General features: G+C 36.5%; 8 protein-coding genes and 1 pseudogene. 3 read left to right on the top strand and 6 right to left on the bottom strand.

From position 1 onward, the window contains the following. The first annotated feature begins 325 nt into the window (after nucleotides 1-325). Nucleotides 326-2,512 carry a S46 family peptidase gene (locus RLT85_RS03335; protein WP_311400671.1) on the top strand — a complete coding sequence of 729 codons (2,187 nt, stop codon included), beginning with the start codon at nucleotides 326-328 and terminating at the stop codon, nucleotides 2,510-2,512. Between the two features lie 325 nt (nucleotides 2,513-2,837). Here the strand turns inward: RLT85_RS03335 and RLT85_RS03330 are convergent, their stop codons facing one another. Next, complete coding sequence (locus RLT85_RS03330; RefSeq protein ID WP_311400626.1) at nucleotides 2,838-4,007, bottom strand: dicarboxylate/amino acid:cation symporter; 1,170 nt, start codon at nucleotides 4,005-4,007, stop codon at nucleotides 2,838-2,840. A gap of 81 nt (nucleotides 4,008-4,088) precedes the next feature. Between RLT85_RS03330 and RLT85_RS03325 the strand changes: the two genes are divergently transcribed. Continuing rightward, entirely contained in the window at nucleotides 4,089-4,655 is a 567-nt protein-coding gene (locus tag RLT85_RS03325; protein WP_311400625.1) for a GNAT family N-acetyltransferase, read from the top strand. Here RLT85_RS03325 and RLT85_RS03320 read toward each other — a convergent pair. The 4 genes and pseudogenes from RLT85_RS03320 to RLT85_RS03305 all read right to left on the bottom strand — a co-directional run bounded on the left by RLT85_RS03320 (nucleotide 4,652) and on the right by RLT85_RS03305 (nucleotide 7,513). Continuing rightward, nucleotides 4,652-5,251, bottom strand: a complete 600-nt coding sequence (locus tag RLT85_RS03320) for an acyltransferase (protein ID WP_311400624.1) — start codon at nucleotides 5,249-5,251, stop codon at nucleotides 4,652-4,654. The two genes, RLT85_RS03325 and RLT85_RS03320, sit on opposite strands and share 4 nt — an antisense overlap. A gap of 40 nt (nucleotides 5,252-5,291) precedes the next feature. Beyond that, a pseudogene (locus tag RLT85_RS03315) lies at nucleotides 5,292-5,522 on the bottom strand (four helix bundle protein); the annotation flags it as partial. Between the two features lie 230 nt (nucleotides 5,523-5,752). Beyond that, nucleotides 5,753-6,508, bottom strand: a complete 756-nt coding sequence (locus RLT85_RS03310) for an enoyl-CoA hydratase/isomerase family protein (RefSeq protein ID WP_311400623.1) — start codon at nucleotides 6,506-6,508, stop codon at nucleotides 5,753-5,755. Nucleotides 6,509-6,601: 93 nt separating this feature from the next. After that, on the bottom strand, nucleotides 6,602-7,513 hold the full coding sequence (locus RLT85_RS03305) for a CPBP family glutamic-type intramembrane protease (RefSeq protein ID WP_311400622.1): 912 nt from the start codon (nucleotides 7,511-7,513) through the stop codon (nucleotides 6,602-6,604). A gap of 654 nt (nucleotides 7,514-8,167) precedes the next feature. Here RLT85_RS03305 and RLT85_RS03300 point away from each other — a divergent pair. Continuing rightward, entirely contained in the window at nucleotides 8,168-10,309 is a 2,142-nt protein-coding gene (locus RLT85_RS03300; RefSeq protein ID WP_311400621.1) for a S46 family peptidase, read from the top strand. A 113-nt stretch (nucleotides 10,310-10,422) separates the two neighbouring features. On the opposite strand, the gene paaZ is transcribed toward RLT85_RS03300, so the two are convergent. Beyond that, nucleotides 10,423-12,960 (bottom strand): phenylacetic acid degradation bifunctional protein PaaZ, encoded by a 2,538-nt coding sequence (gene paaZ / locus RLT85_RS03295; RefSeq protein ID WP_311400620.1) that lies wholly within the window; start codon nucleotides 12,958-12,960, stop codon nucleotides 10,423-10,425. Nucleotides 12,961-13,003 lie beyond the last annotated feature (43 nt).

The raw sequence follows: 13,003 nt of genomic DNA, 5'->3' as shown, positions 1-13,003 counted from the left end.
TGGAAAGCGGGAAACTGCTTTCCAAAATTGCAAGTACTTATATGCTCCTAAGGATATTAACGCTTAAAAATTTAATTCACAATCAGATTTCTAGAATTGATAAAGTAAAGGGATAAATTTCAAAAATTAGCACATAAGTTGATTTTCAACTTTTAAGCAACAAATCTATTTTCTTAGGTTTTGTAGCCAAGATGTCTTAAGGCTTTGTGAGAAATGACTAAAATTGAAACAAGCCACATTTTCGAAATGAAATCAGCTTAAATTTTAGTATTTTGCAGCCTCTAAAGGCATTTGGCCACAATTGAACTTAATATTTAATGTAATGATGAAACTTATTCGATTATTTATCTTCTTACTCGCTTTTCCCATGTTTGCGCAACAAGGCGGAATGTGGATTCCTTCGCTTCTTGAAGGAATGAATGAAACCGAAATGCAAAATTTGGGTATGAAAATGAGCGCTGCAGACATTTATAGCGTTAACCAAAGCAGTTTAAAAGATGCGGTACCTCATTTTAACGGTGGGTGCACTTCTGAAGTGATCTCACCAAAAGGTTTGTTACTTACAAACCACCATTGTGGTTACGGACAAATTCAATCGCATTCTACGGTAGAAAACGATTATTTAGCCGACGGATTTTGGGCCATGAACCTTAACGAAGAATTGGCTAATCCTGGAATGACGGTAACTTTTATCGTAGAAATTACCGATGTGACCGAAAAAGTTTTAGAAGGAACTAAAAATGCTTCTTCTGAGGAAGAGCGTCAGCAAATGATAGATAGAAACAAGCAAAATGTGGTTGAAAAGTCGCCAAAAGAAAAATGGCAAACCAACCGGGTGAGTACTTTTTATGACGGAAACCAATTTATGTTGTTCAAGGTAGAGACCTATAAAGATATTCGTTTAGTAGGTGCTCCGCCTTCTTCTGTGGGGAAATATGGTTCGGATACCGACAATTGGATGTGGCCAAGACATACTGGCGATTTTTCATTATTCAGAATTTATGCCGATAAAAATAACCGTCCAGCGGAATATAGCGAAGAGAACGTGCCTTATACGCCAAAGCATTATTTACCGGTAAGTTTAGACGGAGTTGCCGAAGATGATTTCACCTTAGTTTTTGGTTTCCCAGGCACTACAGATGAATATTTACCAGCCGTTGCCGTAGAGCAATTGGTAGAGACCATTAACCCTGCAAGAATTGGTATACGCGAAGTGGCTTTAAAAGAGCAAGATGTGTTTATGCGTAAAGACCAGCAAATTAAAATTCAGTACGCTTCTAAATATTCTAGAATCGCTAATTACTATAAAAAATGGATTGGGGAAAGCCAAGGTTTAATCAAAACCGATGCGGTAGACATTAAAAAAGCACAAGAAAAAGAATTGATGCAGCGCATTAAAGCCAAAGATTTAGAGAAACAATATGGTAGTATTTTAAGTGATTTTGATACCGCTTACGCCGAATTTAAAGATTATGACCTAGCATACAACCTCTTCTCTGAAGCTTTTATACGTAATGTAGAATTACTAAGAAACGGTTTCCAATTGTATCAACTGGAGCAGGTTTTAGAATCTCGTGGAGAACAATCTTTTACCGATAGAAAAGCAAATTTACTGGAAGATTATAAATCTTCTTACAAGGATTATAGCGCTAAAGTAGATGAAAAGGTTTTTGAAAAAGTAATCGAATTTTATGCCGATAATTTGCCAAAGCAATTCCTAACGGATGGTCTTCAGCAAAAAAATAAAGCACAATTAACTCAGGAAATTTATGGAAAATCTGCTTTAACCGATTATGCTTCTGTTGAAAAACTGATGGATGGAGATGCTGAAGAAGTGATAAAGCGTTTAAACGAGGATCCTGGATACGCATTTGTAAAAAAACAAGCTCAAAAATTCTACAGCGATGCTTTACCTACTTACCGAAGCAAGCGTATGGAAATAGATGCCTTGCAAAAAGAATACATGACAGCTATTGTAGAATTAAGTCCTAAAGACGCACGTATCTTCCCGAATGCTAACGGAACCTTACGTGTTACTTACGGACAAGTAAAAGGTTACAGCCCTAAAGATGCGGTTTATTATGAGCCGGTAACGTACTTAGAGGGAGTGATGGAGAAATATGTAGAAGGTGATTATGAGTTTGATCTTCCACAGAAATTAATCGATTTATACGAACAAAAAGATTATGGTAAGTATGACGAAAACGGTAAAATGCCGGTAAACTTTATAGGAACCAATCACACTACAGGAGGAAACTCGGGTAGCCCCGTAATTGACGCTCACGGAAACTTAATTGGATTAAACTTTGACCGTGTGTGGGAAGGAACGATGAGTGATATTTATTATGACCCTGTTATTTCTAGAAATATTATGGTTGATGCGCGTTACATCTTATTTATTATAGATAAATATGCTGGAGCAAGCCATTTAATTGAGGAGATGAAATTGGTTCACCCGAAGCAAAGTAAAGATGCTATGAAGAAGAAAAGAAGATCTAAGAAGCGTAAGTAAGCTTTGATAAACTTCAACCAAAAAACCGGTGCCACAACAGCATCGGTTTTTTGGTTTTAAACCTTCATATAGGTTTATTGTAAGATCAAACGAATGTCAGTTCGAGCGGAGTCGAGAACCAGAATATTCAAAACATAAGACACTTAGAATCCGTGTCCGTTACATAAAAACGAGGTCTTTGGGCTAACCTTAAATGTGATATTTTCTAAAACCGAAGACTTCTCGATACTCCCGAGACTTCGGGATTTCTTTTCGCTATCGCTATCTGAAAAACACTCGAAGTGACACAGGTTATTCTCTATTAAATATTAAATAACAGTGTACACTAAAAATCACCTTTCTTCACAATCTTATCTACAATTAAGGCTATTGCGCCATCCCCAGTGATATTGGCTGCTGTACCAAAGCTATCCATCGCAATATAAAGAGCAATCATCAAAGCTTGTGCTTCCGCATCAAAACCTAACATCGATTGTAAAATCCCTACAGCCGCCATAATTGCACCTCCAGGAACACCCGGCGCAGCTACCATGGCAATACCTAACATCATGACAAAACCAGCAAACATTCCGAAGTTAAAATCCATTCCTTGCATGAGCATCAACGCGACCGCACAGGCTACAATTTTCATCGTACTTCCTGCCAAATGTATGGTAGCGCCCAACGGAATTACAAAATTAGCCACTTTGGGAGAAACTCCGTTTATCTCTGCTTGCTTCAAAGTAAGAGGAATAGTGGCTGCAGAAGACTGCGTTCCCAAAGCAGTAAAGTAAGCCGGAGCCATATTCAGTAAGGCTTTAATAGGATTCTTCTTGGTAATCGCTCCTGCTATTATATACTGAATGAGCATCAGTAAAATATGCATCACAAAAATAACTCCGATGATTTTTACAAAAACACCCAATACTGATGCGACCTGACCTTTAAACGCTATAGCCGAAAAAATACTTAGAATATATAGCGGTAACAATGGGATAATTACTTTTTCTATGAGCATCATGATAATCTTTTGAAAATCTGAAGTCACATTTTTCAACGTACTTTCTCCTAAGGGCGCCAGTCCCAAGCCAATTAAAAATGCCAACACCAAAGCAGACATCACATCTAAAACCGGAGGAATACTAATAGAAAAATAAGGTGATAATTCGCGCGCACTTTCTTCTACAGTCGTGGCTGCCTGCGGATCTATAAAAGAAGGAAAGATTCCCGAAGCTATAAAATAGGTAGAGAAACCAGAAAATAAAGTAGAGCCATAGGCGATTGCCGCGGTAATGACCAACAATTTCCCCGCACCTTTTCCTAAATCGCCAATGGCCGGCATAATTAATCCGAGGATAATTAAGGGAATCGCAAAGCCTAAGAATTCGCCAAAAAAATGATTGAAGGTATTGAAAACACGGTTTACGGATTCTGGCAAATACAAGCCAAAAACAATTCCGAGAAAGATGGCGACAAATACTTTAAAAAGTAGGTTACTGATAATCTTTTTAAACATAATAAGTGGTTAAGGATATTGGAGATTTCCACAAAGATATTATCTTGCTTCTTCCTACTTCTGGTAAAAGCGCACTAATTTATGCATTTAGAAATTATATCAGCTCAAAAACAGCATGCATTAGCTTTCGCGGAATTGATCCTGCCCGCTATGGAAGATTTAATTTATTTTTACTTGGGGGAAGAGAACAAAACTAAAGCATTAGCATTTTTACAAGATCAGTTTTTGCTAGAAGAGAGTTTGTACAGTTATGCTCACAGCCTAGTTGCTTTTTCAGAGTCTGAATGCGTTGGAGCTCTTATTGCTTATGATTCAGATAAACATGTAAAGCTTCAGCAAAAATTACAAGTCTACTTACAAGAAAATCAAGATTTTAAAGATCAATTAACTCCAGAAACGGAAGCTGGAGAATTTTATTTGGATGCGCTAAGTGTAGATCCACGCTTTCGCGGAAAAAAAATTGGAAGTGAGCTTATAGAGTATGCCGAAAATCTTGCTCGTGAAAGAAAGCATTCTCATCTCGGCTTATTAGTAGATACAGAAAACCCCAAAGCAAAACGTTTGTATGAGCGACTCGATTTTAAAGTCGTTAATAACAAAAATTTAGGTGGACACAAATACGAGCATTTGCAAAAGAAACTTTTTTAATCTTCCTTTTTCATCTCTTGCAAGGTCCGGTAAAAATTTTCTTGTTTGGGTCGGTTTTCAGGAATTTCTCTTAGCGGCGCTACTTCTTCCAGACTTTCATGACAATCGGCCGGTAGGCGTTGGTATAATTTTGTTCCAGCGGTTTTCCAAGCTATCATTTCATCTGAAACTTTTTTTATTACTTTGGCTGGATTGCCTACTACCAGACTGCGTTTTTCTATTTTGGTTTCGGCTTTAACAAAAGCCATTGCACCTACAATGCATTCGTCACCAATCTCGGCATCGTCCATAATGACAGAATTCATCCCAATTAGGCAATTTTCGCCCAAATTGGCGCCGTGAATAATGGCTCCGTGCCCCACGTGCGCTCCTTTTTTTAGCCTGATATTCTTACCCGGAAACATATGCACTGTGCAGTTTTCTTGCACATTTACACCATCTTCCAATACAATTTCGCCCCAGTCGCCACGTATCGCAGCACCCGGACCTATATAACAGTCTTTCCCGATGATCACATTTCCCGTAACCGCCGCTAGCGGATGCACAAAACTGCTTTCATGAATTACGGGAATGTGATTTTTGAATTTGTAAATCATGATAGTTGGTAGTTTTTAGTGAGTAGAGGGTAGTACGTTATTATTTATTTTTTAAATGTTTCATTAAGGCTGCAAGCATTTTATTAATTTCAATCAATAAGCCTCGATTTTTTTCACTTTCTTCATAAGTAATATAATTTCTTAATAAAGCTTTGGTTGTTGCAGCAACACATTCACGTGAACTATCTCTTGCGATTCTTAAATAATTCAAGAAACTTGCATCAGAACTTCCAGAACCTTCAGCAATATTAAATGCTATCGAGTCCGCAGCTCTTGCAAATTGTGCCTACAATCGGTAATCTTCAATTTTTGGAAAAGTGGATATTTGAAAATGAACCATTTCACCAAATTCAATAGCTTTTTGATAAACTTTTAATTCTTCAAATTTAAAATGATAATTACTTTTCATATTGCTACCCTCTACAAACTACCCACTACCCTCTATTATTCAAACCTCTTTAATTTTTTCTCACGTCTCCCCTCTCACCTCTCATCAATATTCTATTCAAACCTCTTTAATTTCTTCTTCGTAAAATCAGAGAGCACTAAGCGGCCGCTTATTTTAGCGCGCTCATTAAGTAGCTGGTCCCAATCTTCGGTGCCTCGCCAAAACATATGTTTCATCTCTTTTACCGCTTCTGGATTGTAACCGCATAAATTTTTTGCTAAATCGGCAACAGCTTCGTCCAATTCTTCTGTAGAATCATAAACGTTGGCGTACAAGCCTTTTTGCTTGGCCCATTCTGGTGAGTAAAAAGAATTGGCATCAATAGCAATTTGCGACATTCCGCTCGCTCCTATTTTTCGTTGAACAGCGGGACCAACAACAAAAGGCCCAATACCTAAATTTAATTCACTCAATTTAATAGACGCAAACTTAGTCGCCATACAATAATCCACTGCAGAAGCGAGTCCTACTCCGCCCCCAACAGTTTTCCCTTGAACCCGACCAATAATAAATTTAGGACACTTTCGCATAGCGTTAATCACGTTAGCAAAACCACTAAAAAATTTCTCGCCCGTTTTTTCATCGGCAATAGAAATCAATTCTTCAAAACTAGCACCCGCACAAAAAGTACGATCACCGCCAGATTTTAATACAATCACTAAGACCTCATCATTTTGTCCCATTTCTGTAATTGTATCGGCTAATTGTGCCAAAATATTTCCTGGTAAAGAATTATGCGCTGGATGAAAAAATTCTACCGTAGCAATATTATCTTCTATATGTTTCTTAACGTATGCTTGTTCGCTCATAGTTTTTTTTTTGTATTCAAAAATAAGAATTTCAAAATTGATTATTTACTATTGCATTAAAAATGGAGAAAAAATTTCATGAATATAATTCATCTACTTTTTAATCAATAATGAATCCTCAATTAAAAAATGGAGAACCTGACCCTTATCGTCTGAATTTCTCCTAAATTGAATATCAAAGTCATATCTTTTATTATTAGTGTAATATAAATTTAAGATTGAATCTGAATTCACGAATCTCATTTTAAGCAAAGTCTCTACTTTTGTTGATTGGAGAGACCAATTACTTTCTTTTGTGAAATTGACATTTTCAGATTGAAAGTTTGGAGATTCATTATATTTTATATGAATATAATTATTTTGATAGTATATCGACTCTATTTCTTTTACTTCACTTAATGGGTTATCAGCAAATAAACCAATCAAGATTAAAGATGTATTCCAAAAAATGTGTAAGAATATAGCATAGATTAATTTATAGTTTACAACTAGCCATAAAGCCAATAGGTGCCCTCCAAATCTAGAAGCTAAAGAAATTGGTGTAAGTGTATTAAAATCAAAAAAATTGATATGAACTGCAGAAAAAAGCATTGCATTTGTCAAAATTATATATGTTTTATATCTATCATCTCCTGATTTTTTATTAAAATATGCAATAACATAAAATAATATTAACAAAAGTAAACTGTAAACACTTCTATTAAAATAAAGTGTAAAACCTAATAAGCCCAGGTAACTAATCCATTTAAAAATCTTATTCTTTAAAAATGCTCCATCAAATATGACCTCTTCATAGATGGGTGCAATCAATGCAGACCAAAAGAGTGATATTATGAACTTTTCTTTTGACCCCAAAAAAGAAAAGTCATTCGTTTCTAAATTAATATATTTTTCAACCGTATCTGAAAAAATAAAGAAAAAAATGATTAATGAAAAAAAAGGAACTAGTTTTAAAACTAGTCCCATATACAATGCCCAATTGTGTTTTTTGTTTTTTAGTCGCATACGGAAAAAAAATGTTAGAATCAATTAAATATTCATAAATATTCATTTTTTTATTTTTTGCAAATAAAAACATTCGCCTAAAGAAACAAGAATTATAAATAGCATCAAAGTATTTTAATTCTGCTGAAAAATGAACGAGTTCGAATGCGACATTATAAGGCTAAAATGGTATTAGTCAATTAGTCTAAATTTAATCTCTTTTTAGACGATTAACACCTCTATACTTAAATTATTTACCTTCTCTTTTCAAAAGAAATTTAGCTTGCTTTACTTTTTATATTCTGAAGAAATATTAACCTGTTTCTTTTTTCTTCGGACTTCTTTCAAATCAAAAAAATCAATATTTCATCTCATTGATTAAACTTTTTCAGCTCCCCGCAGTCTTATACCAAAATAGCAATGTAATATCGTATTAAATCTCGTTCGTTTTTCGTTATATTTTCCCCGCCCGTTCCGGTCGGACGGGTTGCTCATAGTTTCCATAGCTAAGGCTATGCAAACAAATTGCAGCGTCTTATAACAAAAAAGCAACTTCGCTTTACTTACGACATTTCAAAACTAATTTGGTATTACTTAGCGGAAAGAAGTATCTTTATTGCGTAAAAAAACTTCAGAAATTATATTTATTTTAATTAATTAACATCTATTTATTCCATGAAAAAATTATTTTTTTGTTTACTCTTGGCTACATTCATTCTACCTGTAAAGGCTAATGAAGGAATGTGGTTTTTAATGCATATAGAGCGTCTCAACTACGTAGATATGCAAAAAATGGGGCTTCAATTAACGCCCGAAGAAATCTACAGCATCAACAACCACAGCTTAAAAGATGCCATTGTACAATTTGGTGGCGGCTGTACGGCAGAAATTATTTCAGACAAAGGATTGGTGCTTACCAATCACCATTGTGGCTACGGAAATATAGCCGAACTTTCTACAGAAGAAAACGATTACCTCAATAACGGGTTTTGGGCCAAAAATCATAAAGAAGAACTAAAACCAGATAACCTTTCAGTTCGGTTTTTTGTACGTATGGACGATGTTTCCAAACGTATGTTAGCGCAGGTAAACGACCAAATGAGCGAAGATGAACGTGAAGCTGCTCTAAATAAAGAAATGGCTAAAATACAGGAAGAAAACAGCGAAGATGGAAAATATACCGTTTCCGTAAAGTCTTTTTATAGCGGTAACGAGTTTTACTATTTTGTATATCAAGATTATAATGATGTGCGCTTGGTTGGAACGCCTCCTAAAGATATTGGAAAATTTGGTGGTGATACAGATAACTGGGAGTGGCCACGCCATACGGGAGATTTTGCCTTATTTAGAGTATATGCCGATGAGGATGGAAATCCAGCAGAATATTCTGAAGATAATGTGCCTTTAAATCCTAAATACCACTTACCAACGAGCATTAGAGGTTTTGAAGAAAATGATTTTGCTATGATTTTGGGTTACCCTGGAAGAACTAACCGTTGGATGCCTGCTGGCGGAATTGAGCAAAACGTAGAATATGCTTACCCTGCTTGGGTAGAAGCTTCAAAAACATCTATGGATGTGATGAAGAAATATATGGACGAAAAACCACAAGTAAATCTGGATTATGCTTCTAGCTATGCAGGAATTGCCAATTATTGGAAAAATAGACAAGGTATGATTGATGCCTTAAAGCAGCATAAAACGGCTAAAAGTAAACGCAAAGCAGAGAAAAAGTTTAAAAAGTGGGCCAAAAAGCAAAAAACAGACAAGTATCAAGAGGTTATGCCTGTGATTAATAAATATTACGAAAGAACAAACGAAAGTAGTGAACACCGTAATTATTTGAGTCTTTTATTGCGTACTAGAATAGCCACAGTACCTTATCGTTTAGGCAAAACGACCGAATATTACCTTACGCAAAATGAAGCGAAACAAGCAGAGATACTTCCAGAATTGGAAAAAGAAATCAGTAATTTATATGACGGTTTGTACCTTCCTTTAGAAAAAGATGTTTTGGCTTCTCAATTGCATTTATATGCTAAAAAAGCAAATGATATTGCTCCTATGGTAAAAGAAGTTGCCGATAATAATGATAATGACGCAGATGCATGGCAGAAATATGTAGATGATGTATTAGAAAATAGCATTTTTAAATCTGAAGAAACTTTTAGAGCATTTTTAAACAATCCAGACATCGAGGAGCTTAACAATGACCCTATGTATGCCCTTTCTAACGATTTATTGACTCGCTATAGAGCAAAATCTGAAGAAGTGAAAGAATGGGACGACAAGTATCAAAAAGCTTTTAGATTGATGATTGAAGGAATGCGCGAGCAAAATCCAAATGAAAAATATTACCCAGATGCGAACAGCACCTTGCGTTTAACGTACGGTAAAGTGGTAGCTCTTCCTAAAGACCCTAGCAATGATGCTAGGGAAAATTATTACACAACCCTCAAAGGAACTGTAGCAAAATATCAGCCTGGTGATGAAGAATTTGATATGCCTAAAAAATTAATTGATTTATATGAAAGCAGAGATTTTGGTCAGTATGCCGATAAAGACGGTTATTTACCTGTCAACTTTTTAACCGATAATGACATTACTGGGGGTAACTCTGGCTCGCCTGTTCTTAACGGAAAAGGAGAATTGATTGGTTTGGCATTTGACGGAAACATCGAAGCTATGGCGGGAGATGTAATTTTTGATGATGAGTTACAGCGCACCATTAGTGTCGACATTAGATACGTATTATTTTTAATCGACAAATATGCTGGAGCCACCCATCTTATTGATGAATTGACTTTGGTGAAGTAAACTAAGTTTACTAAAATTAATAAAGCCGTTTAATTAAAGAAATTTGTCATCCTGAACTTGTTTCAGGATCTTTTCCTCAATTAGACGGCTTTTTCTATACCTTTACGGAAAGCTTACAGCAATCCAAACTGCTCAAAGTGATGATTAAGGTGTTTGCGTTCTAGTAGTTCCCATTCATATTTAGTTAAATCTCCAAAAACAACATTTTTTAAAGTAGCATCAGGGTTTCTTTTAAAGAATTCAATATATTCTTTACGAGATTCTTTTAGCTTTTCTTTGGCTTCGGCTAGATTTTCGTGTTTCAACTCAGGAAGTTTTCCTTCTTCATATAACGGAAAATTGAAATTCTTAGGCATTGCCTCATAATTCCATAAGGTAGAACGTGTATCTTCTATATATTTCTCTGGCGTTGCAATTTCAAAATCCTGAATTTCCCCAGAAGCGATACGGTAACTCGTCTCTAGATGTTCTAGCATATGCTGAGGTCTCATACTTCCCCAAGCCGGTTTTGTATCTTCATTTAATTTCGCTAAAGCGGAATTGATCACGTCTTCGTTTATTTCCGTAAAGGTATCTTGTTTCTTTTGCACCATGGTTAAAATGGTGGCAATACAAACTAAAGCTTCTTTTTCTTCGGCTTCATCTTCTGGTATCTTTCCGTCGGTTATATTGGTGTCAAAAACTTCTACGTACCACTTTACAATTCCGCTAGGTAATTCTTGTCCTTTTTGTTCCCGATCTACTTTTTCTTTACAGGTTAAACGAACGTGAATCGTGTCATTATGATACAACGGACGTAAGAATCTAATTTCCTCCAAACCATAATTCGCTGCCACGGGTCCTTTATTAGGATAAACAAATAATCCCGCTGCTGCGGAAATAATAAAGTAACCGTGAGCCGTTCTTTGTTCAAAAATACTTCCGTCAAGGGAAGTAATATCAGTATGCGCGTAGAAATGATCCCAAGTTAGATTTCCGAAGTTAACAATATCCGTATCCGTTAAGGTGCGGTTGTGTGTTTTTAAAGACATTCCTGGCTGAATATCTTCCCAATGATATGCAAACGGATGTTTTTCTGCTTCTTTATACTTCGCATTCGCTTGATAAACTCCAGTGATTTCAGTGAGCGTGGTTGGCGAACCTTGTATAGCACATCGCTGCATATAATGTTTAATGCCGCGTTTACCGCCCATTTCTTCTCCGCCTCCAGCTCTTCCAGGACCACCGTGAACCAATAGTGGCAATGGTGAGCCATGACCTGTACTTTGCTTGGCACTCTCTCTATTGAGTACCAAAATACGACCGTGATGCGTCGCAGCTTTTACGGTATAATCGCGAGCAATTTTATCGTCATTGGTAGCGATAGAACTCACTAAAGAGCCTTTCCCCATTTTAGCTAATTCGATAGCTTCACTTAAATTTTTATAAGGCATAATCGTACTCACCGGACCAAAAGCCTCGGTAGAATGTACAGCAATATTTTCAAACGGACGATCTTCTCGCAATACCACAGGCGACATAAATGCTCCTTTGTTGGCATCTGCTCCAATGGTTTTTGGACTATCTAGATCACCATAAACCAAACTTGCGGTCTTAGTCATTTCTTGAATACGTTCGTGCACTTCTTGCACTTGATCCTTACTTACCAAAGCGCCCATACGTACTTCTTTTAAACGTGGATCACCAATGGTTACTTTCGCTAAAGCTTTTCCTAAGGCAATCTGCACATCTTCCACCAGGTTTTCTGGAACAATCACTCGGCGAATGGCTGTACATTTTTGTCCGCATTTTACCGTCATTTCATTGCGCACTTCTTTGATAAACAAATCAAATTCTGGCGTTCCTGGTTTTGCATCTTCTCCTAAAATAGAAGAGTTCAACGAATCGGCTTCCATATTAAAAGGCACCGACTCCTCTAATAAACGTCGATGTGATTTTAGCAATCTTCCTGTATCGGCAGATCCTGTAAAAGTGACCACATCCTGAGATTCTACGGTATCTAAAATAGAACGTGCAGAACCCGAAATAAGTTGAAGCGAACCTTCTGGCAAAATGCCCGATTTGATAATTTCACGCACAACCGCCTCTGTCATAAACGAGGTATTGGTTGCTGGTTTAACTACTGCTGGCATTCCAGCCATCCAATTGACCGCACATTTTTCTAGCATTCCCCAAACAGGAAAATTAAACGCATTGATATGTACAGCCACACCTTCTTTGGGTACTAAAATGTGATGCGCCATAAACCGACCGCCTCGAGATAAATCGATAGGGTCTCCCTCTACGTCAAACGGCTGATTGGGAAAGGTTTTTCTTAGTGAAGCATTGGCAAACAAGTTTCCAAAACCTCCTTCAATATCTATCCAGCTATCTACTTTGGTAGCTCCCGTACGAAAACTTACCTCATAAAATTGCTTTTTTCTTTTCTGAAGGTAAAATGCTAATTTTTTTAGCATTAATCCACGTTCTTGAAAGGTCATATTTCTCAACGCCTCTCCATTTTTCCGACCGTATTTTAGGGCTTGGTCAAAATCTAATCCTTTGGTATCACTTAACGCAATAGTTTCTCCAGTTACGGCATCTACCATAGGTACGCCTTCACCAGAACCACTCACCCATTGCCCGTGAATATAACTTTGTAATTTTTGCATTTTTTTGTTTTTAAAATCAGTAAAGAAAATTAGTTCAAAATTT

It is taken from the genome of Mesonia ostreae (assembly GCF_031845265.1).
Classification (GTDB): Bacteria; Bacteroidota; Bacteroidia; order Flavobacteriales; family Flavobacteriaceae; genus Mesonia; species Mesonia ostreae.
Note: the sequence above shows the minus strand (reverse complement) of the source record. Positions and strands in the feature narration are given on the sequence as shown.

What these genes read in the sequence shown, in the direction of transcription:
- RLT85_RS03310 (WP_311400623.1), bottom strand. Translation starts at nt 6,508, where the DNA reads ATGAGCGAACAAGCATACGTTAAGAAACATATAGAAGATAATATTGCT.
- RLT85_RS03305 (WP_311400622.1), bottom strand. Translation starts at nt 7,513, where the DNA reads ATGCGACTAAAAAACAAAAAACACAATTGGGCATTGTATATGGGACTA.
- paaZ (WP_311400620.1), bottom strand. Translation starts at nt 12,960, where the DNA reads ATGCAAAAATTACAAAGTTATATTCACGGGCAATGGGTGAGTGGTTCT.
- RLT85_RS03335 (WP_311400671.1), top strand. Translation starts at nt 326, where the DNA reads ATGAAACTTATTCGATTATTTATCTTCTTACTCGCTTTTCCCATGTTT.
- RLT85_RS03320 (WP_311400624.1), bottom strand. Translation starts at nt 5,251, where the DNA reads ATGATTTACAAATTCAAAAATCACATTCCCGTAATTCATGAAAGCAGT.
- RLT85_RS03325 (WP_311400625.1), top strand. Translation starts at nt 4,089, where the DNA reads ATGCATTTAGAAATTATATCAGCTCAAAAACAGCATGCATTAGCTTTC.
- RLT85_RS03300 (WP_311400621.1), top strand. Translation starts at nt 8,168, where the DNA reads ATGAAAAAATTATTTTTTTGTTTACTCTTGGCTACATTCATTCTACCT.
- RLT85_RS03330 (WP_311400626.1), bottom strand. Translation starts at nt 4,007, where the DNA reads ATGTTTAAAAAGATTATCAGTAACCTACTTTTTAAAGTATTTGTCGCC.